Below are 23241 nucleotides of genomic sequence, written 5' to 3' on the forward strand. Positions count from 1 at the left end.
CGGGTCAGTGGGTGCGGCGGACGATGAGCCAGGCAGACTGCGCCGTGATCAGGGTGAGCAGCCACCACAGCTCCAGCGCCCCGGCCAGCGGCCCGAACCCTGCGGCGGTGGCGAGCCAGGCGAGCGCGGACGATGTGAGCGCGGCCAGGCCGGCACGCCAGGCCAGGACCGAGCCGTCGGCCGGGCGGCGGCGCTGCATCAGCAGCAGCCAGACCAGCGGGCCGGCCGCGGTGGGGGCGAGCAGCAGACCGGACCACCACGCGATGACGTGCAGCAGACCAGCCACCACCAGCGCCAGCACAGCGAGGGCGGTCGGGGCGAGGGCGCGGCGCGAGCGCCACAGCCACCCCCCGACCACTGCCAGCGCCTCACGCGTCAGGGACGGACGCTCGGGCACGACCACGACGAACGGGTCGGCGCCACGGCGGCCACGCTGGCGGGGGATACGAACGGTGTGCACACCGGCGGCCGTCTTCACGCCGCGCGCACGGGTACGACTGGACACAGGAACTCTCCTGTCAGAGCGTCGGAAATGGGGTTCAGGCGGCGCGCTGTTCGTCGGGGAAGGCGCAGGTCGCGCAGGTGCCGAGCGTGGGCGGGATGACGTAGCCGACATCCCGGCGGCAGGCGGGGCAGGTGCGGCGGGCGGCGTTGGCTTTGGCCAGGGCCGCCCACTTCGCCGGCGTCATCGGACGCACCGGCTTGGCCTGCTCGATCGAGTAGAGGTAGGCGACCAGCGGGCCGCGGCGGCGCCGCGGCCGCTCGACCTGCGCGGCCACGTCCTGCCCGCCGGGCCGCAGCCCACGGGCACGGAGCTGCCGGCGAGTGGCCAGGCCATCAGGCGCCAGACGCCACCGGTAGACCGGAACGGCGGCCATCACTGGCTCGCAATGGCCAGCTCAGCACCGTGCACGCCCGGCTCGCGGTGTTCGGCGTAGCGGGCGGACACCCACCCGACCGACCAGCCGCACAGCTCCGCAGCCGACCGCACCGACATGTCCGAGGCGAACGCGGCGGCCACGATCTGGCGCGCCTCATCCTCCGGAAGCTTGCCGACGGCGGGCCCGCGGTTCAGCAGCGCGGCGCGTTCACGGGCCGCACGCTCCTCGCGCTCACGGCGTTCACGCTCCGCTTGCTCGGCACGCTCGCGCCGCTCGGCCTCGGCCCGCTCCCGGGCCTGCCGTTCACGCTGCACGCGTTCTTGTTCACGCTGTTCACGCTCGCGTTCACGGCGTTCACGCTCGGCCCGCTCCGCCTGCTCGGCCCGCTCCCGCGCGGCCCGCTCCTCACGGGCCAGCGCGGCCTCATGCTCACGCTGTTCACGGGCGAGCATGGCGGCGTGCTCGCGCTCCTCCCGGGCCTCGGCACGGGCCCGTGCGGCGCGCTCGCGGGCCACCTGCTCGCGCCGCTCCCGCTCGGCCCGCTGCTCGGCTTCCAGCGCGGCCACCGCGCGGGCGATGGCCCGCCGGTAGGCGAGGCTGGTCTCTGCGGTGACGATGAGCAGGAGCGGGGCCACGGAGTGGACGGCCACGCCGACCAGGTCTTTCTTCAGTGCGGAGTCGGCGGTGTTCAGGGCGAGCGTCATCAGCCCGGTCATCCACCGCAGCACGACCGGCCAGCGCCCGCCCTGCCCTCCGAGACGGGCCAGCACGTCATCGAGCTTGACCACGATGACCACGGCGGCGTCCACCACGAGCGGCAGGATCGGCGCCGTCCAGTCCCACGCCTCGGCCGTATGCGCCGCCATCAGCGGCGTCACGGTCAGGATGGAATAGAGCATCGCCCCGCACACGATCAGCCACGTGCCACCGGACAGAGCGCGCTCCGCTGAACGCGTCTGAACACTGTTCATGCCGCACCGTCCAGCACCCTCGGAACGGCCGTGTGCGCGCGGTGGAATCCGTTGGACGCGGGGCTGTAGGTGAACGCCTCGCAGCGCCACGTGAACGCGGCGGCCGGGCGTTCATCGCACGGCGTCCACACGTGATCCGCCGGGTAGCCGTGGGTGGCGGTGTCGGCGTGCGCGGCCTCGCGGGAGGCGTAGACGGCGTGCGGCTCACCGTGGTGCATGAGCACCGTCACCGTCTCGCCCTCACGCGGCCCGCAGCTCAGTTCCTCGCGTAGCCGACGGATCTCGATGTCCTTCCGCAACAGCTCCTGCTGCGCCTCGGACAGCTCCGCCAGCGCCCCGGACAGGAGAACGCCCACCTCGTTCGTGGTCGCCTCGGCCCGCTCCGCGCGGTCGGTGACGTTCCACAGCTCCCGCACGTGCCGGCCGAACGCCTCGTTCGCGGCCCCGCTGGTCTGCCGGGCCTGCTCGCTCGCGGTGCGGGCGGCGTCCTCCAGCCGGGCGAGGCGGGCCCGGGTCACGATGCGGATCACGCGGCACCACCAGTCTGCCCATTCGGGACACCCTCGGCGGCGGGAACGTCAGCGAACGCGGTCAGGACGACGACCGCACCCGCAAACAGGCCGTCGGCCGCGAGCACGCGAGTGGACCCGTCGCTCTGCGTGCGGGCGACGACCGCCGTCGGGGCAATGCGCAGCGCGGTGCGCCACTGCTCGAACGCGGCAAAGCTCTCGCACGAGGTGTCGTGGAACGACAGCCGCAACCGCTCCGGGTAGAGCGGCGACACGTCCACGTCCGGCGCGGGCAGGTGCGGAAAGTCGACAGCCAGCAGGCGCAACGCCCGCAACGGGATCAACAGGTTGTCAAGAGCGGTGCTGCTCACGCGGCACCCCCGGGCAGGCTCACGTCGGCCGTGCGGTTGGCCAGCTCCCGGCGGGCGGCCAGCACCCGGTTCCGGGCCCGGCGGATACGCCGGTTGTCCAGCTCGTTCGGCGTGCGGTCGAGCGCGGTGATCTGCGCGTCCACGAGGTCGACACCCGCGAGGATCACGGGCATCTCCCGCTCGATCGCGTCAAGCTCCGCGTCCGTCGGCTCCATGAAGTCGGCGAACGCGGTAACAGGGTCCTGAACAGTGACGATGGGGTTCATGGGTCGTGGTTCCTTCCAGAGAGGAACGGCCCGAACAGCGGCCCCGGGTCTAGCCACCCGGGGCCGCGCGCCGTTGAAGTCGGTAGATCCGGCTCCCCTCAGCGCTGCACGTACAAGACGTGCAGCGGAGGCAACCGGCCCGCAGCAGACGAGCTGCGGGAGAGGTCGAACGCGGCGTTGCCGCGCGGTCCGTCTTTTCGACTCGGGGAGACGGGGCCCACCTATGCAGTTGTCAAAGAGCCGGCGCTTCCTTCGAGCCCGTTTCACGGAGCCCTCCAGGCGTTCGTCTCGCGCATCGCGAATCCAGGACCAGCCCGTAATCTGGTGCGCACCAGTAGACTGCATCTGGTGCGCACCAGTGTCAAGGTGGTTCGCTGTTTCGGGTGATGACCACCCCGTCGCGGTGCATCTCCAGAAGACCTCTTGCGGCAGGGGCCGCGGTAGCCAACAGGGCTTAACATCCGGCCTGTTAAGGGCTGTTGACCTGCGGAGACGTGCGCCATGCTGACAAGGTGCGAGCGGAACCAACGCCGGGAGGTCGCCCGTGAGTACGGGACTTCGCAACGCGCGGACGGCGCGCGGATGGTCGCAGGAACGACTGATTCGCGAGATCGAGCAGTACGCCCGACGGAACCTCACGGACGTTGCGTCGACCGCGAGTCTGCGGGTGTATGTCTCTGAGTGGGAGAACGGCAAGCGCACCATTTCAGACCGGTACGCACGCGTCCTGCGGCAGCTCCTCGGCGTCACGGACGGGGAACTGCGGGACGCCGACCCGGTACCGGCGGCGCCAACCGCGGACGGTTACGACGACCTGCTGAGCCGGATCGACTCGGCGAGCAGTGTCGGTGAGTCCATGGTGAGAGCGTTCAATGATCAGACCGAACTACTGCGCACCATGGATCGCCAGAGGGGCGCCGCGGCCCTGGTCGACCAGATGACCGGCCATCTCTCCGCCCTCGAAGACGCGCTCAACTTTGCGGTACTGCCCAGCGCGCGCCGGCCCGTGGCGCTCGCGCTCGCCGGTGCGTCGACTCTCGCAGCGTGGCAAGCGATCGACTCGGGAGCGGTTGAGCGAGCATGGCGGCACTACGAACTTGCCAAGCGGGCGGCCCGCGACGCTGAAGAACCGATGTACCTGGCTCACGCCATGGGCGAGCAGGCGTACGTGCTCTGCGAGGCGGGGCGGCCGGCGCTCGCCGTCGATCTGGTGCGCGACGCACAGCGCACTGTCGGTTCCTCCGGTTCCGCTCGACTGCGGGCGTGGCTGTACGCCGCGGAAGCCGAGCTGTGCGCGCATGCCGAGATGCCCGACGACAGTCGGCGTGCGCTGGAAGCAGCCATGGCCGTCATTCCGCCGGGCCCCGAGGACCGGGACCCGGACATGTTGAGCATTTTCCTTAACGGCGCCCATCTCGCCCGGTGGCAAGGCAACGTGCTTGCTCTTCTCGGGGAGGAGTCGGCAGTCACCAGCCTTTACGGCGCGCTTGAGGTCATGGACCCAACGTTCGTGCGCGCACGCGCCGGGCTTCATGCCGACCTGGCGCAAGCCCATCTCACGCGAGCCGAGTACGACGACGCTGGCACGCACCTGCGGCAGGCTCGCTTGTTGGCGGGCCGCACCGGCTCGGTCCGGCAGCGTCGTCGCGTAGACCTGCTCAGTGCGCGGTTGTGAGTCCCTGAGTGCGCCGTGCCGCGAGGATGTGCAGCAGGGCAACGAGGGTGCCAGAGCCCAGCAGCTCACCGCGGGCCATGAGCCCGGGAATGTCCGCCAGCGGTACCCACTCGATATGGCCGGCCTCTTCCAGGTCGGTTGGCTCACCAACCTTCTCAGCGCCGTGTCCCACGAAGATCTCGTGCGGGGAGTCGACCATGCCGACCATGGGTTGATAGCTCACGACGTGTTCCAGCGACTTGGGCCGCCACCCTGTCTCTTCGATGGTCTCCCGCAGCGCCGTGTCCGCAGGGTCCTCCCCCTCGTCGACGATGCCGCCGGGCAGCTCCCAGCCAAATTGCTTTGGCACGAAGCGGTACCGCCACATCATCAGAACGCGGTCCTGATCATCAGTAACGGCCGTAATGGCCACGTGGTGAAGCCTCACGACGTGATGCTCGAACCGCTTCACCCCGGGCGGCTCCACGTCCCAGAGTTGGAGTCTGACCCACCGGTTGTCGTACACGTCGCGCTCGCCGTGGATACGCCAGGGTTCCAGCCCCTGCGGACGCTGAACGCTCACCACGCCCGGCACCCGGTACGAACTCCGCCCCCGAACCTCCAGCAGTCCCTCGGAGACGAGGCGCGCGAGCACCTGCCGTAGAGCTGTCCGGCCAATGCTGAGTTCTTCCACGAGTGTGCGTTCTGAGGGGAACTTGTCGCCTGGGGCGTACTCGCCTGCCGCGAGTCGTGCGCGAAGCGTCTCGTAGACCTTGGTCGTCTTCGGTCCCATCCGCGGAGCACTCTCCGTTCTGACGTGGTGCGTACCAGCGTAGCCGGCTCACATGACGACTGCGTCTGGCCGACAAAAGTGCTTTCCCGACATTAGCGACGAATCTGTGCAAGCAAGGTATAACGGCAAAGGGATCGCGACTCAACTCAGGTTCTGACAAGGTGTGATCACCGGGGGCTACAGCCGAACCTACTTACGGTAAGCAGGGAATGGAAGTTATGGCGAGCACTGACGAGCTTGAGTGGGACGACGTCGATGGCGAGGCCGATGACACGACGGAGCCTGTGAGTTCTGAGGACGTTACGCGCGCGGTTGTAACCGACACTGACTGGACTGCTGAGACAATCCTCAGTCAGCTTCGACGCGGTAATATTCAGCTCAATCCCCGCTTCCAGCGTCGGGATGCGTGGACTAAGCCTAGGAAGAGCCGCTTCATCGAGTCCCTCATTTTGGGCCTTCCGATCCCTCAAATTGTTCTTGCTGAGGACAAGAATAAGAGAGGAAAGTTCATCGTTCTCGACGGCAAGCAGCGGCTGCTTGCCCTTCGTCAGTTTGCTGCAGGTTCGTCATTCGCGGTATCCAACGGGGATGAGGACTTTAAAGGCTTCTCTTTGACTGGCTTGGAGGTTCGAGAAGACCTCCGTCTCTTGACTCTGAAGAAGATGGAGAAGAGCGACGACCATCTCGACGATCTGAATGCGTTCCTGAATGAAACCATTCGTACCGTTGTGGTTCGTCGTTGGCCGAATGAGGACTTCCTGAATCTCGTCTTCTTGAGGTTGAACACGGGAAGCGTCAAGTTGTCGCCGCAAGAGTTGCGTCAGGCGCTTCACCCTGGTTCGTTCACGGATTACCTCGATGACGCGGCGTCAAATAGCACATGGCTCCGGAAGGCGCTGCGAAACGATAAGCCTGACTTCCGAATGCGTGATGTCGAGATCCTTTTGCGATATTTCGGCTTCCAGTACATGCTGGAGGAGTACACGGGCAATCTGAAAAAGTTCCTGGATGACACCTTGAACTATCTCAATGACGTGTGGGATCGGGAAGAGGGTGAAATCATCGAGGCGGGAGCGTCTTGCGACCGTGCGATTGAGGCCACCTTCGCAGTCTTCGGGCAAAATGCCTTCTATCGCTGGTCAGATACTCGGTATGAAGGACGCTTCAACCGCGCTGTGTTCGACATCATGACCTACTACTTCTCCGATGAAGAAGTTGCGCAGCGGGCAGTGGAGAGGAAGGATGCCGTGGAGGCGACATTCCAAGCCCTCTGTGACGGGGATCCGCGATTCGTGGAGTCCATCCAGACCACCACTAAGACCCCCTCCGCGACGCACCGAAGGCTGTCACTCTGGGGGAATGAACTCGCGGAAGCTCTTGAGATGGACATCGACGTACCTGCCCTGCAGGAAAACAGGATCGTACTGTAGGGAGAGTCGGTATGACGTCCTCCCGTTTCCAGGAGCTGGAACAGCGTATTTCGGAGTTGGAGAAACACTTAATTCCCTCTCCCTTCGATCCAACGGGAAGCTATGACGATGCGGTGTACGAGCAAACGCGAGCATTTCGTGTTCTTGTCCATGCTGAGTTCGAAGCGTTCATTGAGGATCGAGTAGTAGAGGTTCTCAACACGGCGTTCTCGCGCTGGGAGTACTCCGGTGTAATCTCCACGAGCTTGCTCTCGGTCCTGGCGTACAAAGAAACATCTCACTCGATGCCAGAGTCTCTATCGAACGCGGCCCAGAAGAAGAAGTATCCAGACTTGAAGGCTCGCGTTGAAGCTGCCAAGAATGAGTTCAATCGCTACGTCAGGACTCAGAATCATGGCATCAAGGAGAAGAATATTCTGCGCTTGCTCATGCCTATCGGATTCACTGACAAAGAGATAGATCCAGTCTGGCTTAGTCTCACGGAGACCTGGGCAACGGCCCGTGGGGAGGTCGCACACAAGTCCGCCAAAATGCAGGTGCGAGCCGACCCTCAGAAAGAGGTTAAAACGGTCAAGCAAATCCTGGCGGGCTTTCGAGAAGTGGATATTGTTATGGCCGCCAAGTAAGTCTGACCTTCGCTGAGGGGGGACTGGCTGCCGTGAGGTAAGGGCTTGGTCCCTAGCCATCATTGCTGCGTCGCGCGCCGTCACGACGCATGAGTCGCACCCTCAACCCAGGAATCGGGTGTCTCGGGTCCCGTGGGGTACTCGTGGGGTTGCGTAGGGAAGATCACAGAAATCTGCAGGTCAGAGGCCGTAGTCTGCGCAGACTGTAAATCTGCCGGCTCAGCCTTCCCAGGTTCGAATCCTGGCGCCGCCACACGGGAACGAAAGGGCCCCGTGACCTGCACGAACAGCAGGTCACGGGGCCCTTCGTCATGAGGTGGTCCCGTGGGCCGGGGGCGGCGGGGCAGACTGGGGGCATGGCCTCGTCCTCCCGCCGCAGAACCTGCCCCGAGTGCCGCCGCGAGATCGCCGTGGTCGCGGGGCGGTACGCGCGCCACGACCCGCCCGGCGCGCGGGGGAGCGGCGAACTGGTGTCCTGTCCCGGTTCGCGTCGGCCGGCGCAACTGGGTGCGGCGCAGCCGTCCTTGGACGGTTACGTCGTCCCCGACTTCCCCGGGCAGCTCCCCCTCTTCTGACCGTCCGCCGCCGCCCTCAGTTGCCGGCCACCGCCTTCACCGCCACCGAAACGGGTGCCGAACCGCTGATCAGCTCCAGGGTCAGGCCGTTGGTGGCCGGGGTGTCGATCAGTTCCGCCAGGACGGCGGCGACGTCGTCGCGCGGGACGGGGCCCCGGCCGGTGCGGGCCTCCAGGCGTACGAGGCCCGTGCCCGCGTCGTCCGTCAGGGCGCCGGGGCGCAGGACCGTCCAGTCCAGGGCGTCCAGCGAGCTGACGTACGCGTCGGCCTCGCCCTTGGCGCGCAGGTAGACGTCGAAGATCTCGTCCCCCTGGTGGCGGGGATCGGCGCCCATGGACGACACGATCAGGAAGCGCCGTACGCCCGCCCGGACCGCCGCGTTCGCGAAGAGGACCGCGGCCGCCTTGTCCACGGTGTCCTTGCGGGCCGCCCCGCTGCCGGGGCCCGCCCCCGCCGCGAAGACCGCCGCGTCGGCGCCCCGCAGCCGTTCCGCCACCTCCTCGACGGAGGCCGACTCCAGGTCCAGCACGACCGGTTCGGCGCCCGCCGCACGCAGGTCGTCGGCCTGCTCCGCCTTGCGGATGATGCCCGCCACCTCGTCACCGCGCGCGGCGAGCAACCGCTCCAGCCGCAGCGCGATCTGACCATGACCACCAGCGATGACAATGCGCATGTCTTCGACCGTACGCCCCGACGGCCGCCCCCGCCCCACGACTTCGTGGCCCCGGCCGGTCCTCAGGTCGTGTCGCCGGCCCCGCCCCGTCCGCCGGGCCCGTCGGGCCGTCCGCGCCCGCTGCGCCCCTGCCGGGGCAGCCCCAGGTCGGGCGCGGTGCTGGAGTCGCCGTACTCCCGTACCGCGCTGGTCCGCGCCACCACGCGCCCCTGGTGCACGACGATCCGGCTGTACGCCAGCGACAGCGCGCCCGCCAGCCGGTCCCCGCGTACGGCCACGAGTTCGGCCGGGAATCCCGCCTCCACCCGTACCTCGGGCAGGCCGAGGGCCGACCGTGCCGCCGTGCTCACCGCGTCGTACGCCTCCCCGGCGTCCAGCCCGTGCCGCGAGGCCAGCAGATAGGCGGCCTCCAGGGGGTCGCCCCGCCCGACCGGGTTGGACACGTCCCGCAGCGCCCCGCTTCCCGCGGTGACCCGCACCCCGGCCGCCCGCAGCAGCCGGACCGGAGCCGTGCCGTCGGGACGGTCCGAGGCCCCGCAGGCGCCCTGCGGCAGGCAGACCACCGTCACCCCGGCCGCCGCGAGCTGGTCCGCGGCCCGGGAGACCACCTCGGCGGGGAGCCGGCCCAGGCCGTCGCAGGGGCCGACGGCCACCCCGGGCCGCAGCCCGCCCGCCATCGCCGCGAGGCGGGCCAGCCGCGCCGGGTCGGCGGCGTCCGTGTGCAGGTCGACCGGGCAGCCGTGCTCGGCGGCGACCTCCAGGACGGCCTCCACGTACCCCGTCGGATCGGGATCGAGGTCCGGGCACCCGCCCACCACGTCCGCGCCCATCTTGACGGCGTCACGCAGCATCGCCAGGCCGTCGGCCCCGGCCACCCCGGTGAGCACCCGCGGCATCGCCACCGCGGTCAGTCCGGTGAGCCCGCGCAACGAGCGCCGGGTCCGCAGTACCGCGGTCAGCGCGCCGAGCCCGGCGACGTCACCCACCCGCACGTGCGCCCGCAGCGCGGTGGCGCCGTGTCCGAGCTGGAGCAGGGCCGCATCGGTGACCCGGCGCTGGACGTCCTCGGGGTCGTAGGAGACAGGGCCCGGGACGTCGGCCGTGAGCGCCGTGTCGGCGTGGACGTGCGGATCGGCGGGGGCGGGGAGGAGCAGGTAGCCCCCCAGGTCCAGGTGACCGCCCGGCTGCGGACCGCCGGAGCCGGGCACGCGGCGCGGGGCCAGGCTGCCGGCCGTGCCCACCGCCTCGATGCGCCCTCCGTGGAGCCGTACGTCCACGGTCCGCCCGTCGGCGAGGCGGGCCCCCGTGAGCAGGAGCGAGCCGCGGCCGGCGGACTCCGAGGAGGAGGGCGAGTGGAAGGGCTGCGGCTGGCTGTCGGGCATCGCGCTCTCCTCCGGGCTCGGGGCTGCGCAGTGGGGGACGCAAGATCACGCAGAGTGAGTCGAAGCCTAGGACGGTGATCAGCCCGCGGCGCGGAGGAGCGTAATAGTCGTACCGGCGCCGTCCGCCCCCTCCCGTCCCGTCCCGAAGCGGCCGGGACGGGACGGGGCAGGGTCGGCGAAACGGATTTGGGCGAACGGCGGGCGACCGTGTAATGTCTTCATCGCTCGCCCCAATAGCTCAGTCGGCAGAGCGTCTCCATGGTAAGGAGAAGGTCAACGGTTCGATTCCGTTTTGGGGCTCTGGTGTGAGAGGTTCCCGCCGCAAGGCGGGGCCCGATCGCATCACAGCGGTGTAGCTCAGTCGGTAGAGCAAGCGGCTCATAATCGCTGTGTCACCGGTTCAAGTCCGGTCACCGCTACTCTCAGTAGCCGATTGCGGGGTCGGTCCTTCAATCGGCTACTCTTTCCTGCGTTAATACCATCAATCCGTTCGTCAAGGAGCACTCACGTGGCTGCCACCGACGTCCGCCCGAAGATCACGCTGGCCTGCGTGGAGTGCAAGGAGCGGAACTACATCACCAAGAAGAACCGGCGTAACAACCCGGACCGACTGGAGATGAAGAAGCACTGCCCGCGTTGCAACGCGCACACCGCGCACCGCGAGACGCGATAAATCAGGCTCGTACACGAGGCCGCCCCCGAAACCTGGGGGCGGCCTCGTGTCGTTGTCACACGCACGAAGAGCAGCAGCAACAGGAGGTTGCGAGGCCCATGGCGCTCGACCAGTCGTTCGTGGGGCGGAGTTACCCGCCCACCGCGCCCTACGAGGTGGGCCGGGAGAAGATCCGTGAGTTCGCGGAGGCCGTGGGGGACGCCAATCCCGCGTACACCGACCCGGAGGCCGCGAAGGCGCTGGGTCACCCGGACGTGATCGCCCCGCCGACCTTCGTGTTCTCCATCACGTTCAAGGCGGCAGGTCAGGTCATCGCGGACCCGCAGCTCGGGCTGGACTACAGCCGGGTGGTGCACGGCGACCAGAAGTTCGCCTACGTCCGCCCGGTGCGGGCCGGTGACCGGCTCACCGTCACCTCGACCATCGAGGCGGTCAAGTCGATGGCCGGCAACGACATCGTGGACGTCCGCGGTGAGGTCCACGACGAGGCCGGAGAGCGCGTCGTGACCGCCTGGACCAAGCTCGTGGCCCGCGCGGCCGGGGAGGCCTGAGGACCCATGACGGAATCCGTGACGCCGAAGGTCGCGTACAGCGACGTCGAGGTCGGCACCGAACTGCCGGCGCAGAGCTTCCCCGTGGACCGCGCCACGCTCGTGCGGTACGCGGGTGCCTCCGGCGACTTCAACCCGATCCACTGGAACGAGAAGTTCGCCAAGGAGGTGGGCCTGCCGGACGTCATCGCGCACGGCATGTTCACCATGGCCGAGGCGATTCGCGTGGTCACCGACTGGACCGGCGACCCGGGCTCGGTCGTGGAGTACGGCGTCCGCTTCACCAGGCCCGTCGTCGTCCCGAACGACGACCGGGGTGCCGTGATCGAGGTCAGCGGCAAGGTGGCGGCCAAGCTCGACGACAACACCGTCCGCGTCGACCTCCTGGCCACCAGCACGGGCCAGAAGGTCCTCGGCATGTCCCGGGCGGTCGTACGACTGGCCTGACGGGTGCCGTCCGTTCCTGCCTCGCGCCGGTCCCCGCACGCGGTGCGGCCGGCTCGGGCGGGCGGAGCCGCGTCAGTCGGCGCCGGTGCGTACCGCCGTGGTCGCCAGCGTCGTGTAGCGCATCGTGAAGCGGCCGCCCAGGGCGTCGACGGCGTGGCCGACCGCGCCCAGTATCGCGGCCAGCCGCTCGGGACGCAGCCGGGTGAGACCGCCGGTGGTGGGAAGCAGCTCCAGCCACTCGTCGCGCGTGTAGGACCGCTGCCAGTCGAATCGCCACTGCTCCGGGTCCTCGAACCGCCCGCTCTCGCGGATCCGGTCGGCGATCTTCGCGTACCCCGCCTGGTACGTCTCCAGCGGACGACGCGCCGGCTGACCGCTGAACGGCGAGTCGGGGGCCGCCCGGCGGTAGGCGGCCGCGAACGGCTCGGCCACCTCGGCCGGCGGCTCGAAGACGTGCCCGAAGACGGTCAGGCGCCCGTGCGGGCGCAGTACCCGGGCCGCCTTCTCGACGCCTGCGACCGGGTCCACCCAGTGCCACGACTGAGCGGCGATCACCGCGTCGAAGGTTCGGCCGGCGGACTCCCAGGCCTCGAAGGTCGCCACCTCCACCGGGAGGCCGCGGGTCCGCGCGAACTCGGCCATCCGCGCGTCCGGCTCTACACCGAGCACGGTGCAACCGGCGGCTGTGAACTGACGGGCCGCGATTCCCGTGCCGCAGCCGACGTCGAGGACGTCGGGGCCCGGGCTCCCGGCGACGACCCGCGCCACCAGGTCGTCGGGGTAGCGCGGCCGGGCCCGGTCGTAGCGTTGCGCGTCCGTGCCGAAGGACTCGGCCGTGTGCCGGGCCCGATGCAGTGGCATGGGCTGCGGTTGCGAGGCCGGTCGGGACTGCTGCGCCATGGGCTCGCGCTGCTCCGGAAACTCGGGTGGCTCGGGCGTCGGTAGAGTGGGCATGTGCCCACTCTAATGGGCAAGCGCCCATCTGCCCATGGGCGGTGCGTGGGCAAGTGGCGAGAGTGCCAGGGGTGCCTGGCGTAGGGAGGTTCTCCGAGTGCCGACCGGTGTGCATCTTCGCGACGCGCGGCAGCGGCTGTTCGACGCCGCCGAACGCGTACTCCTGCGAGACGGCCCGAACGGGCTGACCAGCCGGGCCGTCACGGACGAGGCGGGCTGCGCCAAGGGTGTCCTGCACCGGCACTTCGCCGACTTCGACGCATTCCTCGCCGAGCTGGTGCTCGACCGGGCCGCGCGGCTCGAAACCCAGGCGCTGGCGCTGCGCGAGGCCGCGGGGACCGGCACCGTGGCCGCCAACCTCGCCGAAGCGCTGACCACTCTGTTCGGGCCGGTCCCGGTGGCGATCATCCCGCTCATCACCTTCCGGGACGAGCTGCGCGTACGGCTGCGGCAGGCCATGCCCGGAGGCGGCATCGCGATCCTCTCCCAGGTCACGGCCGCCGTCTCCGCCTACCTGGCCGACGAGCGCGCGAGGGGGCGCATCTCGGCCGACGCCGACATCGACTCGCTCACCCTCTCCCTGGTCGGAGGGGGGCATCTCCTGTTCGCGGACCGCGATCCCGGCCCGCCGGCCGCGGCGACCGTCGCCGGCATGGTGAACGCGGTGCTCGCCGACGTGGTGCAACGGCGTCCGCGCTGACTCGCCGCCGCCTCCCGCGCCGCCCGGCGCACGCCCCTTGACCGAGTTAGTGATTGAGTACTAACTTAGCTGCATGGTCAGGATGAGCGCAGAGGAACGGCGTGAGAGCGTCATTCGCGCGGCGACGAGCGAGTTCGCCCGGGGCGGCTACCACGGCACGTCCACGGAGGTCATCGCCAAGCGCGTGGGCGTCTCCCAGCCGTACCTCTTCCGTCTCTTTCCGGGCAAGAAGGCGATCTTCCTCGCGGTGGCGGAGCGCTGCCTGCGGGACACGCGGGAGGTCTTCGAGAAGGCGTCCGAGGGTCTGCACGGTGAAGAGGCCCTGCATGCCATGGCCGAGGCCTACTCGCAGCTGATCGCGGACGAGCCCGAGAAGCTCCAGATGCAGTTGCAGGTGTACGTCACCGTCGCCGCCGCCGAGGCGGCCGGGGATCACGAGTTCGGCGAGATGGTGCGCAAGGGCTGGCTCGAGATCTGGGACACCGTGCACCTGCCCCTGGGGGCGGACGTCGAGCGGACGACGTCCTTCCTGGCCTACGGCATGCTGATCAACACCCTGGTCGGCATGGGGTTCCCGCCGGGGCACCGCGTCTACAGCGGTATCCACGAATCCGGGCAGGCCGAGCCCGGCCGGGAAGACGCGTAGGGGGCGCGCGGACGGTACCGGGAAACGCTCGCTCGGCGCTCACGCACGCCCCGCAAAGTTAGTCATCAATTACTAATCAGTCCACGCCACGGCAAGTGCACACCCTCTGGGGGAGAGATGTCACAGCACGGAGCACGTGAGAACACGCATCACACACGTCGCGGGGGAGTCGTCTGGGCCCTCGTCATCACCAGCGTCGCCGGCTTCATGGCGGCCCTGGACAACCTCGTCGTCACCACCGCCCTGCCCTCCATCCGCGAGGACCTGGGCGGCGCGCTGCACGACCTGGAGTGGACCGTGAGCGCCTACACGCTCACCTTCGCCGTCCTCCTGATGTTCGGGGCGGCGCTCGGCGACCGCTTCGGCCGCCGCAGGCTCTTCCTCGTCGGCCTCACCGTCTTCACCGGGGCCTCCGCCGCCGCGGCCGTGGCACCCGGCATCGACTCGCTCATCGCCGCCCGAGCGGTGCAGGGCGTCGGCGCGGCGATCATGATGCCGCTGACGTTGACCCTGCTCACGGCCGCGGTACCCGCCGAGCGCCGCGGAATGGCGTACGGCATCTGGGGCGCGGTCAACGGGCTGGCGGTGGCCTCCGGGCCGCTCGTCGGCGGCAGCCTCACCGAGCACATCTCGTGGCAGTGGATCTTCTGGCTGAACGTTCCGCTGGGCCTGGCCCTGCTGCCGCTCGCCCGCCTTCGCCTCGCCGAGTCGCACGGCACCGGCGCCCCGCTCGACGTACCCGGCACCCTGCTCGCCAGCGGCGGACTCTTCGGCATCGTCTACGGCCTGGTCCGCGGACCCGTCGACGGCTGGACCGGCGCCGTGGTGCTCACCGCCCTCTTCGCCGGGGTCGCACTGCTGGTCGGCTTCGTCCTCTACAGCACCCGTGCCAAGAACCCGATGCTCCCCATGCGGCTGTTCCGCTCCCGCGCCTTCTCCGGCGTCAACGCGGCGAGCCTGCTGATGTTCCTGGGGATGTTCGGCTCGATCTTCCTGCTCAGCCAGTACATGCAGCTCGTGCTCGGCTACTCGCCCACCGAGGCGGGCCTGCGCATGCTGCCCTGGACCGGCATGCCGATGCTGGTCGCGCCGATCGCCGGCATCCTGTCAGACCGGATCGGAGGCCGTCCGGTGGTCGCCGTCGGACTCTTCCTCCAGGCGGTCGGGCTCGGCTGTCTGGCCTCCGTGATCACGGCCGACGCCTCCTACGCGATCCAGTTGCCCGGCCTGATCGTCAGCGGCATCGGCATGGCCCTCTACTTCGCCCCCGCCTCCGCGCTGGTGATGTCCAGCGTCGCCGCGAAGGAGCAGGGCATCGCCTCAGGCGCCAACAACGCACTGCGCGAGGTCGGCGGCGCGCTCGGTATCGCCGTCATGTCCTCGATCTTCGCGGCGCAGGGCGGCTACGGGTCGGCGCAGACCTTCGTGGACGGACTGCGGCCCGCGGTCGCCGTGGGTGCCGTGGTGGTGGCCCTCGGCGGTCTCGCGGCCCTGGTGATCCCGGCGCGCCAGCGGACCGGCGACGGGGGACGGGGCGCCTCGGCCGGACCGGCGACGGAGCCGGCCCTCGCCACGTCGAGCGCGACGACCCCCCACTGACCGCGCGACGCCCGAAGCCCGAGCACAACGGGACACGAAGGAGTACGACATGCCCGTCCTTCCCTGGACCGTGCCGAACCACCCTCCCCGGGCCGCCGAGGTCCACGTCTTCGCCTCCCGCTTCGAGACCCGCACCCTGTGGGGAGCGCTGAAGTTCCTGGCGCGCACGCCGGGCGTGTGGCGGCAGGTCCGGAGCGCGCCCGGGGCGTACGGCGCTTCCCTGAAGGCGGAGCCGTTCAAGCGGACCTTCTGGACGCTCTCCGCCTGGGAGTCGCCCGAGGCCCTCAAGGCCTTCGCCCACTCCGGCACCCACGCGCCGACCTCCCGCCGGCTGTCGGCGCAGATGCGGGACTCGCAGTTCGCCTCCTGGCCGGCGTCGAGCGACGAACTCCCGGTGAGCTGGGCGGAGGTGCGCAGGCGCCTGACGTGAGAACGGACTCGGGCACCCGCCCGGCGACGCCCCGGCCGGCCCGGCCGGGGCGTCCCCGCGTTCCCCACCGCTCGGTGGCGTGGGTGCTGCCGGTGGCGTCTCGTAGTCTTGAGCGCGTGCAGGAACTCCACGACGCCCCCCTCGCCCCGCTGACCACCTTCCGCCTGGGCGGGCCCGCGACCCGGCTGGTCACGGCCACGACCGACGCCGAGGTGATCGCCGCCGTCCGCGAGGCCGACGACACCGGGACCCCGCTGCTGCTCATCGGCGGCGGATCCAACCTGGTCATCGGCGACAAGGGCTTCGACGGCACCGCCCTGCACATCGCCACGCGCGGCTTCCGCCTCGACGGCACGACGCTCGAACTGGCCGCCGGCGAGATCTGGACCGACGCGGTCGCCCGCACCGTCGAGGCGGGCCTGGCGGGCGTCGAGTGCCTGGCCGGCATCCCCGGCTCGGCCGGCGCGACCCCGATCCAGAACGTCGGCGCGTACGGCCAGGAGGTGTCCGCCACGATCACCGAGGTCACGGCGTACGACCGCCGCAGCCGTGAGACCGTCGCCCTCTCCAACGCCGACTGCGCCTTCTCCTACCGCCACAGCCGCTTCAAGGCCGAGCCCGAGCGGTACGTCGTCCTGCGTGTCCGTTTCGAGCTGGAGGACGCCGACGGCCTCTCCGCGCCGCTGCGCTACGCCGAGACGGCCCGCGCCCTCGGCGTCGAGGCCGGCGACCGGGTACCGCTGGCGACCGCCCGGGAGACGGTGCTGAAGCTGCGTGCGGGGAAGGGGATGGTGCTGGACCCCTCGGACCACGACACCTGGTCGGCCGGGTCCTTCTTCACCAACCCGATCCTCACGGACGAGGAGTTCGCGGCCTTCCGTTCCCGCGTCGCCGAGCGACTCGGGGACGCCGCCGAGCCGCCCGCCTTCCCGGCCGGTGAGGGACGCGTCAAGACCTCCGCGGCGTGGCTGATCGACAAGGCGGGCTTCACCAAGGGCTACGGTGCGGGTCCCGCGCGCATCTCCACCAAGCACACCCTCGCGCTGACCAACCGCGGTGAGGCGACCACGGAGGATCTGCTCGCGCTGGCCCGGGAGGTCGTCGCCGGGGTCCACGAGGCGTTCGGGGTGACGCTGGTCAACGAGCCGGTCACGGTGGGCGTCGCCCTCTAGACCGTGGGGTGCGTGGTCCGGCGTTGCGGGGTTGCCCGGCGCTGGTGCGGGCGCGGGGAGAGCGCAGCCCGGCGCCGCCGGGGTGCCGCTGCGCCCACCCGTGCCGCCCCAGCGGCACGACTGCCCGCAGCTACGGGGCCGGCAGTCGCGTACGGCGTGAAGGGGTCGTGTCGGGGGGTGTCCGCCCGCAGCGGTTGGCGCGTCAACGGAGTTCACTTCTGTGGCCGACCGATTCCGCGCCGTTCCGAGGACGGACACCCCCCGGCGCGGCCCCGACCCACAACGCACCCCACCGCGCTACGCGCACCCCCACCAAACCCGCACAGGCGCCGCAGGCATTCCGCACCCCCACCGAACCGCACAGGCGCCGCAGGCACCCGCAGGGCTACCCCGCCAGCCAGTCGTCCACCCCCGCCAGCAGCTCCGCCTTGGTCTTCTCCGGTGCCGCCGACCCCCGCACCGACTGCCGGGCCAGTTCCGCCAGTTCCGCGTCCGTGAACCCGTGGTGCTCGCGCGCGATCTCGTACTGCGCCGCCAGCCGCGCCCCGAACAGCAGCGGATCGTCCGCGCCCAGCGCCATCGGCACCCCCGCCTCGAACAGCTTCCGCAGCGGCACGTCCTCCGGCTTCTCGTACACGCCCAGCGCGACGTTCGACGCCGGGCACACCTCGCACGTCACCTGCCGGTCCGCCAGCCGCTTCAGCAGCCGCGGATCCTCCGCCGCCCGCACCCCGTGCCCGATCCGGTCCGCCCCCAGGTCGTCCAGGCAGTCCCGCACCGACGACGGCCCGGTCAGCTCACCCCCGTGCGGCGCGCTCAGCAGCCCCCCGTCCCGCGCGATCGCGAACGCCCGGTCGAAGTCCCGCGCCATACCGCGCCGTTCGTCGTTCGACAGCCCGAAGCCGACCACGCCCCGCTCCGCGTACCGCACCGCCAGCCGGGCCAGCGTCCGCGCGTCCAGGGGGTGCTTCATCCGGTTCGCGGCGACCAGCACCCGCATCCCGATCCCGGTGTCCCGCACGGTCGTCTCCACCGCGTCCAGGATGATCTCCAACGCCGGGATCAGCCCGCCCAGCCGCGGCGCGTACGACGTCGGATCGACCTGGATCTCCAGCCACCCCGACCCGTCCCGCAGGTCCTCCTCCGCGGCCTCCCGCACCAGCCGCTGGATGTCCTCCGGCGTCTGCAGGCACGACCGCGCCGCGTCGTACAGCCGCTGGAAGCGGAACCAGCCCCGCTCGTCCGTCGCCCGCAGTTTCGGCGACTCTCCGCGGCCCAGCGCCTCGGTCAGCGTCTCGGGCAGCCGCACGCCGTGCCTGTCGGCCAGTTCCAGCAGGGTGGTGGGCCGCATCGACCCGGTGAAGTGCAGGTGGAGATGGGCCTTGGGCAGTTCAGAGACATCACGTACACGCTCCATTCCGTGATCCTGCCGTACGACACGCCCGGCCGGACAGCACTTTCCCCGTACGTGGTCTTGCTCGCACAAACAAACAGGGCCACCTCTCGACGTCGAGAGGTGGCCCCGCGGGACAACGGGACGGGTCAGTCCCGCGCCTCCGCCAGCAGCTTCTGGATCCGGCTCACGCCCTCGACGAGGTCCTCGTCACCGAGCGCGTACGACAGCCGCAGGTACCCCGGCGTGCCGAACGCCTCACCCGGCACCACCGCGACCTCGGCCTCCTCCAGGATCAGCGCGGCCAGCTCGACCGAGTCCTGCGGACGCTTGCCGCGGATCTCCTTGCCGAGCAGCGCCTTCACCGACGGGTAGGCGTAGAACGCGCCCTCCGGCTCCGGGCAGAGCACGCCGTCGATCTCGTTGAGCATCCGCACGATGGTCTGGCGGCGCCGGTCGAAGGCCTCCCGCATCTTCGCCACGGCGTCCAGGTCACCGGAGACCGCGGCCAGCGCCGCCGCCTGGGACACGTTGGACACGTTGGACGTGGCGTGCGACTGGAGGTTGGTGGCCGCCTTCACGACGTCCTTCGGGCCGATGACCCACCCGACCCGCCAGCCGGTCATCGCGTACGTCTTCGCCACGCCGTTGACCACGATGCACTTGTCGCGCAGCTCGGGCAGGAGCGCCGGCAGGGACACCGAGACGGCGTCGCCGTAGACGAGGTGCTCGTAGATCTCGTCGGTCAGCACCCACAGGCCGTGCTCGACGGCCCACTTGCCGATCGCCTCGGTCTCGGCCTCGCCGTACACGGCGCCCGTCGGGTTCGACGGCGACACGAAGAGGACGACCTTGGTCTTCTCGGTGCGCGCGGCCTCCAACTGCTCCACCGTCACCCGGTAGCCGGTCGTCTCGTCGGCCACGACCTCGACCGGGACACCGCCGGCCAGCCGGATCGACTCCGGGTACGTCGTCCAGTACGGCGCCGGGACGATGACCTCGTCGCCCGGGTCGAGGATCGCGGCGAAGGCCTCGTAGATGGCCTGCTTGCCGCCGTTGGTGACGAGGATCTGCGACGGGTCGACCTCGTACCCGGAGTCGCGCAGCGTCTTCGCGGCGATGGCGGCCTTCAGCTCGGGCAGCCCGCCCGCCGGCGTGTAGCGGTGGAACTTCGGGTTCCTGCACGCATCGACGGCGGCCTCGACGATGTAGTCCGGCGTCGGGAAGTCGGGCTCACCCGCGCCGAAGCCGATCACGGGACGCCCGGCGGCCTTGAGGGCCTTGGCCTTGGCGTCCACGGCGAGGGTCGCGGACTCGGAGATCGCGCCGACTCGGGCGGAGACCCGGCGCTCGGTGGGAGGGGTTGCAGCGCTCATGACCCCATCGTTCCAGACCGGAAACATTGCGGGCACACGGGTTTCACGGACTGAACCGGACCGGTCCACGCCCTGAACGCCAGTCCGCTCCACGGCCTGAACATCAGTCCGGACGTGCTTTCTGTTCGACGCCCGGCCCGTGAGCACGTACACTCTCACCTCGTTGGCCTTCAGCGGTCCGCGATCATCCGGTGCACTCCAAGCACTCGGGCGGATGCGGTACGTTGGGGGACGAACAAAGGGTCGTAGCTCAATTGGTAGAGCACTGGTCTCCAAAACCAGCGGTTGGGGGTTCAAGTCCCTCCGGCCCTGCTACACACTCCATCGCCAGGATGTGTGCGCATGTACGTACAGCAATGCACCGCCGTGCGGCTCCAACCGGGCGCGGCACGGCCACGACCCGGAATCAGGTGAGGACGAGTGACGGACGCCGTGGGCTCCATCGACATGCCTGATGCCCAGGACGAGGCGCCGGACTCCAAGAAGAAGTCCCGCAAGGGCGGCAAGCGAGGCAAGAAGGGCCCGCTGAAGCGGCTCGCGCTCTTCTACCGCCAGATCGTCGCGGAACTGCGCAAGGTCGTCTGGCCGAGTCGCAACCAGCTCACGACGTACACCACCGTGGTGATCATCTTCGTGGTCATCATGATCGGCCTGGTGACTCTGATTGACTATGGCTTCTCTCACGCCGCCAAGTACGTCTTCGGCTGAGTCGAGAGCGAAGGGCGCCGAGGTACCCGGCGCCCCTTTCGCGTGTTCCACCCCTATGTATCCAGGAAGAAGCAGCCACAGTGTCTGACCCGAACGTGAACGACGCCATCGAGCCGGTCGAGTCCGTCGAGGACGAGCCCGGCACCGTCGGGGGCGCCGACAACGAGGACACCGGGGCCTCCGCCGAGGCCGAGGCTGCCGACGACGCCGTCGTCGCCGGGACGACGGAGACGGACGAGGCGGACGCGGAAGCGGACGAGACCGCCGAGCCGGCCGCCGAGACCGACACCGAAGCAGGTGCGGACGAGGCCGGTGCGGACGAGGCCGAGGCCGACGAGCCCGAAGTCGACCCGATCGAGAAGCTCCGCCAGGAGCTGCGCGTCCTGCCCGGCGAGTGGTACGTCATCCACACCTACGCCGGTTACGAGAACCGCGTGAAGACCAACCTCGAGCAGCGCGCCGTCTCGCTCAACGTCGAGGACTACATCTTCCAGGCCGAGGTGCCGCAGGAAGAGGTCGTCCAGATCAAGAACGGCGACCGCAAGACGATCCGGCAGAACAAGCTGCCCGGTTACGTCCTGGTCCGCATGGACCTCACCAACGAGTCCTGGGGCGTCGTCCGCAACACCCCCGGCGTCACCGGCTTCGTGGGCAACGCCTACGACCCGTACCCGTTGACGCTGGACGAGATCGTCAAGATGCTCGCCCCGGAGGCCGAGGAGAAGGCCGCCCGCGAGGCCGCCGAGGCCGAGGGCAAGCCCGCTCCGCAGCGCAAGGTCGAGGTCCAGGTCCTGGACTTCGAGGTCGGCGACTCGGTCACCGTCACCGACGGCCCGTTCGCGACGCTGCAGGCCACGATCAACGAGATCAACGCCGACTCGAAGAAGGTCAAGGGCCTCGTCGAGATCTTCGGCCGCGAGACCCCGGTCGAGCTGAGCTTCGACCAGATCCAGAAGAACTGACCCCACTCCTTCTGGACGTACTGCTTCCGAGCAGGTCAGGCGGGCGCTCGCGCCCTGCCTGACCTGCTCGGTTTTTGGCCGCGCATCCATACCCGTTATCGTTGTGCGGTATGCCTGTGTCCGGGTAGCTCCCGAACGCGGGCAGGACCCGAATCGAAAGGACCCGGAGAGCTATGCCTCCCAAGAAGAAGAAGGTCACGGGGCTCATCAAGCTCCAGATCCAGGCCGGTGCCGCGAACCCGGCTCCGCCGGTCGGCCCCGCGCTGGGTCAGCACGGCGTCAACATCATGGAGTTCTGCAAGGCCTACAACGCCGCGACCGAGTCGCAGCGCGGCTGGGTCATCCCGGTGGAGATCACGGTCTACGAGGACCGCTCCTTCACCTTCATCACCAAGACGCCGCCGGCCGCCAAGATGATCCTCAAGGCCGCGGGCGTGGAGAAGGGCTCCGGCGAGCCGCACAAGACCAAGGTCGCGAAGATCACGCGTGACCAGGTCCGCGAGATCGCCACCACCAAGATGCCCGACCTCAACGCCAACGACCTGGACCAGGCGGAGAAGATCATCGCCGGTACCGCGCGTTCCATGGGCGTCACGGTCGAGGGCTGACCCTCCACCCCCGTAAGTCAAGCAGTAGTGGCAGGGCCTGCTCGGCCCGGACCACGACTCCTAAGAAGCCACAGGAGCAGTAGTGAGCAAGCGCAGCAAGTCTCTCCGCGCTGCGGACGCCAAGATCGACCGGGACAAGCTCTACGCCCCGCTCGAGGCCGTCCGTCTCGCCAAGGAGACCTCCACGAGCAAGTTCGACGGCACCGTCGAGGTTGCCTTCCGTCTGGGTGTCGACCCGCGCAAGGCCGACCAGATGGTCCGTGGCACCGTGAACCTCCCGCACGGCACCGGCAAGACCGCCCGGGTCCTGGTCTTCGCCACCGGTGACCGTGCCGAGGCCGCGCGTGCCGCGGGCGCCGACATCGTCGGCGCCGACGAGCTGATCGACGAGGTGTCGAAGGGGCGTCTGGACTTCGACGCCGTCGTCGCCACCCCGGACCTCATGGGCAAGGTCGGCCGCCTCGGCCGCGTGCTCGGTCCCCGTGGTCTCATGCCGAACCCCAAGACCGGCACCGTGACCCCGGACGTCGCCAAGGCTGTCAACGACATCAAGGGCGGCAAGATCGAGTTCCGCGTCGACAAGCACTCGAACCTGCACTTCATCATCGGCAAGACGTCGTTCGACGACACCAAGCTGGTGGAGAACTACGGCGCGGCGCTGGAGGAGATCCTCCGTCTGAAGCCGTCCGCCGCCAAGGGCCGCTACATCAAGAAGGCCGCCATCAGCACGACGATGGGCCCCGGCATTCCGCTCGACTCCAACCGCACCCGCAACCTCCTCGTCGAGGAGGACCCGGCCGCGGTCTGAGCGAACGGCTCGCCCCACCGGTTCACGGGCCCCGCACCTTCCGAGGTGCGGGGCCCGTCCCTTTTTCCGGCGCCCTGGGTTAG

Annotated in this window: 28 protein-coding genes and 4 tRNA genes; 20 read left to right on the forward strand and 12 right to left on the reverse strand. The window is 69.5% G+C overall.

What is annotated here, in order from left to right; all coding sequences use genetic code 11:
* Nucleotides 1-4: 4 nt before the first annotated feature.
* The 6 genes from IG88_RS0102995 to IG88_RS0103020 are packed head-to-tail and all read right to left on the reverse strand — an operon-like array spanning nucleotide 5 to nucleotide 2998.
* Complete coding sequence (locus tag IG88_RS0102995) at nucleotides 5-505, reverse strand: hypothetical protein (RefSeq protein WP_031034648.1); 501 nt, start codon at nucleotides 503-505, stop codon at nucleotides 5-7.
* Between the two features lie 34 nt (nucleotides 506-539).
* On the reverse strand, nucleotides 540-878 hold the full coding sequence (locus tag IG88_RS0103000) for an RRQRL motif-containing zinc-binding protein (RefSeq protein ID WP_031034650.1): 339 nt from the start codon (nucleotides 876-878) through the stop codon (nucleotides 540-542).
* A complete protein-coding gene (locus IG88_RS0103005; protein WP_031034653.1) occupies nucleotides 878-1852 on the reverse strand; it encodes a hypothetical protein in 975 nt (324 codons plus the stop codon). The genes IG88_RS0103000 and IG88_RS0103005 overlap by 1 nt, the downstream gene beginning before the upstream one ends.
* Entirely contained in the window at nucleotides 1849-2382 is a 534-nt protein-coding gene (locus tag IG88_RS0103010; RefSeq protein ID WP_031034655.1) for a hypothetical protein, read from the reverse strand. Before IG88_RS0103010 ends, IG88_RS0103005 begins: the two co-directional genes overlap by 4 nt.
* Nucleotides 2379-2732: a hypothetical protein gene (locus IG88_RS0103015; RefSeq protein WP_031034657.1), complete on the reverse strand. Its 354-nt coding sequence runs from the start codon at nucleotides 2730-2732 to the stop codon at nucleotides 2379-2381. Before IG88_RS0103015 ends, IG88_RS0103010 begins: the two co-directional genes overlap by 4 nt.
* Entirely contained in the window at nucleotides 2729-2998 is a 270-nt protein-coding gene (locus tag IG88_RS0103020; RefSeq protein ID WP_031034659.1) for a DUF6284 family protein, read from the reverse strand. The genes IG88_RS0103015 and IG88_RS0103020 overlap by 4 nt, the downstream gene beginning before the upstream one ends.
* A gap of 667 nt (nucleotides 2999-3665) precedes the next feature.
* Here IG88_RS0103020 and IG88_RS0103025 point away from each other — a divergent pair.
* Entirely contained in the window at nucleotides 3666-4673 is a 1008-nt protein-coding gene (locus IG88_RS0103025; protein ID WP_031034661.1) for a hypothetical protein, read from the forward strand.
* Here IG88_RS0103025 and IG88_RS0103030 read toward each other — a convergent pair.
* The gene (locus tag IG88_RS0103030; RefSeq protein WP_078861383.1) at nucleotides 4657-5445 is read right to left on the reverse strand and encodes an NUDIX domain-containing protein; all 789 of its coding nucleotides are present in this window, start codon (nucleotides 5443-5445) and stop codon (nucleotides 4657-4659) included. The two genes, IG88_RS0103025 and IG88_RS0103030, sit on opposite strands and share 17 nt — an antisense overlap.
* Before the next feature lie 218 nt (nucleotides 5446-5663).
* Between IG88_RS0103030 and IG88_RS0103040 the strand changes: the two genes are divergently transcribed.
* From IG88_RS0103040 to IG88_RS0103050, 4 genes are all read left to right on the forward strand, one after another.
* The gene (locus IG88_RS0103040; protein WP_051851734.1) at nucleotides 5664-6875 is read left to right on the forward strand and encodes a GmrSD restriction endonuclease domain-containing protein; all 1212 of its coding nucleotides are present in this window, start codon (nucleotides 5664-5666) and stop codon (nucleotides 6873-6875) included.
* 11 nt (nucleotides 6876-6886) lie between these two features.
* The gene (locus IG88_RS0103045; RefSeq protein WP_031034669.1) at nucleotides 6887-7501 is read left to right on the forward strand and encodes a HEPN domain-containing protein; all 615 of its coding nucleotides are present in this window, start codon (nucleotides 6887-6889) and stop codon (nucleotides 7499-7501) included.
* A gap of 147 nt (nucleotides 7502-7648) precedes the next feature.
* Nucleotides 7649-7754, forward strand: a tRNA-OTHER gene (locus tag IG88_RS43205).
* A 103-nt stretch (nucleotides 7755-7857) separates the two neighbouring features.
* Complete coding sequence (locus IG88_RS0103050) at nucleotides 7858-8076, forward strand: hypothetical protein (protein WP_031034672.1); 219 nt, start codon at nucleotides 7858-7860, stop codon at nucleotides 8074-8076.
* Between the two features lie 16 nt (nucleotides 8077-8092).
* Here the strand turns inward: IG88_RS0103050 and IG88_RS0103055 are convergent, their stop codons facing one another.
* Entirely contained in the window at nucleotides 8093-8749 is a 657-nt protein-coding gene (locus IG88_RS0103055; RefSeq protein ID WP_031034673.1) for an NAD(P)H-binding protein, read from the reverse strand.
* A gap of 62 nt (nucleotides 8750-8811) precedes the next feature.
* Nucleotides 8812-10131 carry an amidohydrolase family protein gene (locus tag IG88_RS0103065; protein ID WP_031034675.1) on the reverse strand — a complete coding sequence of 440 codons (1320 nt, stop codon included), beginning with the start codon at nucleotides 10129-10131 and terminating at the stop codon, nucleotides 8812-8814.
* Nucleotides 10132-10358: 227 nt separating this feature from the next.
* Between IG88_RS0103065 and IG88_RS0103070 the strand changes: the two genes are divergently transcribed.
* From IG88_RS0103070 to IG88_RS0103090, 5 genes are all read left to right on the forward strand, one after another.
* Nucleotides 10359-10431 (forward strand) — tRNA-Thr (locus IG88_RS0103070).
* Nucleotides 10432-10477: 46 nt separating this feature from the next.
* Nucleotides 10478-10550 (forward strand) — tRNA-Met (locus tag IG88_RS0103075).
* A gap of 89 nt (nucleotides 10551-10639) precedes the next feature.
* Nucleotides 10640-10804 (forward strand): 50S ribosomal protein L33, encoded by a 165-nt coding sequence (gene rpmG / locus IG88_RS0103080; protein WP_003948671.1) that lies wholly within the window; start codon nucleotides 10640-10642, stop codon nucleotides 10802-10804.
* A gap of 98 nt (nucleotides 10805-10902) precedes the next feature.
* Nucleotides 10903-11355, forward strand: a complete 453-nt coding sequence (locus IG88_RS0103085) for a MaoC family dehydratase N-terminal domain-containing protein (protein ID WP_031034677.1) — start codon at nucleotides 10903-10905, stop codon at nucleotides 11353-11355.
* Nucleotides 11356-11373: 18 nt separating this feature from the next.
* A complete protein-coding gene (locus IG88_RS0103090; protein WP_031034679.1) occupies nucleotides 11374-11802 on the forward strand; it encodes a MaoC family dehydratase in 429 nt (142 codons plus the stop codon).
* A 72-nt stretch (nucleotides 11803-11874) separates the two neighbouring features.
* Here IG88_RS0103090 and IG88_RS0103095 read toward each other — a convergent pair whose 3' ends face one another.
* On the reverse strand, nucleotides 11875-12756 hold the full coding sequence (locus IG88_RS0103095; protein ID WP_078861384.1) for a class I SAM-dependent methyltransferase: 882 nt from the start codon (nucleotides 12754-12756) through the stop codon (nucleotides 11875-11877).
* A gap of 97 nt (nucleotides 12757-12853) precedes the next feature.
* On the opposite strand from IG88_RS0103095, the gene IG88_RS0103100 reads away from it, so the two are divergent.
* The 5 genes from IG88_RS0103100 (at nucleotide 12854) to IG88_RS0103120 (ending at nucleotide 17303) form a co-directional block, all read left to right on the forward strand.
* The gene (locus IG88_RS0103100) at nucleotides 12854-13456 is read left to right on the forward strand and encodes a TetR/AcrR family transcriptional regulator (protein ID WP_031034684.1); all 603 of its coding nucleotides are present in this window, start codon (nucleotides 12854-12856) and stop codon (nucleotides 13454-13456) included.
* A gap of 73 nt (nucleotides 13457-13529) precedes the next feature.
* Nucleotides 13530-14102, forward strand: a complete 573-nt coding sequence (locus tag IG88_RS0103105) for a TetR/AcrR family transcriptional regulator (protein WP_031034686.1) — start codon at nucleotides 13530-13532, stop codon at nucleotides 14100-14102.
* Between the two features lie 117 nt (nucleotides 14103-14219).
* Complete coding sequence (locus IG88_RS0103110; RefSeq protein WP_031034687.1) at nucleotides 14220-15701, forward strand: MFS transporter; 1482 nt, start codon at nucleotides 14220-14222, stop codon at nucleotides 15699-15701.
* A gap of 49 nt (nucleotides 15702-15750) precedes the next feature.
* Nucleotides 15751-16131, forward strand: a complete 381-nt coding sequence (locus tag IG88_RS0103115; RefSeq protein ID WP_031034689.1) for a DUF3291 domain-containing protein — start codon at nucleotides 15751-15753, stop codon at nucleotides 16129-16131.
* Nucleotides 16132-16247: 116 nt separating this feature from the next.
* Nucleotides 16248-17303 carry a UDP-N-acetylmuramate dehydrogenase gene (locus tag IG88_RS0103120; protein WP_031034690.1) on the forward strand — a complete coding sequence of 352 codons (1056 nt, stop codon included), beginning with the start codon at nucleotides 16248-16250 and terminating at the stop codon, nucleotides 17301-17303.
* Nucleotides 17304-17688: 385 nt separating this feature from the next.
* Here IG88_RS0103120 and IG88_RS0103125 read toward each other — a convergent pair whose 3' ends face one another.
* Both IG88_RS0103125 and IG88_RS0103130 read right to left on the reverse strand, forming a co-directional pair.
* Nucleotides 17689-18720 carry an adenosine deaminase gene (locus tag IG88_RS0103125; protein ID WP_031034693.1) on the reverse strand — a complete coding sequence of 344 codons (1032 nt, stop codon included), beginning with the start codon at nucleotides 18718-18720 and terminating at the stop codon, nucleotides 17689-17691.
* Nucleotides 18721-18845: 125 nt separating this feature from the next.
* The gene (locus tag IG88_RS0103130; RefSeq protein ID WP_031034695.1) at nucleotides 18846-20072 is read right to left on the reverse strand and encodes a pyridoxal phosphate-dependent aminotransferase; all 1227 of its coding nucleotides are present in this window, start codon (nucleotides 20070-20072) and stop codon (nucleotides 18846-18848) included.
* A gap of 239 nt (nucleotides 20073-20311) precedes the next feature.
* Between IG88_RS0103130 and IG88_RS0103135 the strand changes: the two genes are divergently transcribed.
* From IG88_RS0103135 to rplA, 5 genes are all read left to right on the forward strand, one after another.
* Nucleotides 20312-20384, forward strand: a tRNA-Trp gene (locus IG88_RS0103135).
* A gap of 108 nt (nucleotides 20385-20492) precedes the next feature.
* Nucleotides 20493-20780, forward strand: a complete 288-nt coding sequence (gene secE, locus IG88_RS0103140; protein ID WP_007443916.1) for a preprotein translocase subunit SecE — start codon at nucleotides 20493-20495, stop codon at nucleotides 20778-20780.
* Between the two features lie 80 nt (nucleotides 20781-20860).
* Nucleotides 20861-21742: a transcription termination/antitermination protein NusG gene (gene nusG, locus IG88_RS0103145; RefSeq protein WP_031034701.1), complete on the forward strand. Its 882-nt coding sequence runs from the start codon at nucleotides 20861-20863 to the stop codon at nucleotides 21740-21742.
* A 173-nt stretch (nucleotides 21743-21915) separates the two neighbouring features.
* A complete protein-coding gene (gene rplK, locus IG88_RS0103150; RefSeq protein WP_003974315.1) occupies nucleotides 21916-22350 on the forward strand; it encodes a 50S ribosomal protein L11 in 435 nt (144 codons plus the stop codon).
* Nucleotides 22351-22432: 82 nt separating this feature from the next.
* Complete coding sequence (gene rplA, locus IG88_RS0103155; RefSeq protein WP_030145437.1) at nucleotides 22433-23158, forward strand: 50S ribosomal protein L1; 726 nt, start codon at nucleotides 22433-22435, stop codon at nucleotides 23156-23158.
* The last annotated feature ends 83 nt before the right edge of the window (nucleotides 23159-23241 follow it).

It is taken from the genome of Streptomyces sp. NRRL F-5650 (assembly GCF_000721365.1).
GTDB lineage: Bacteria > Actinomycetota > Actinomycetes > Streptomycetales > Streptomycetaceae > Streptomyces > Streptomyces ardesiacus.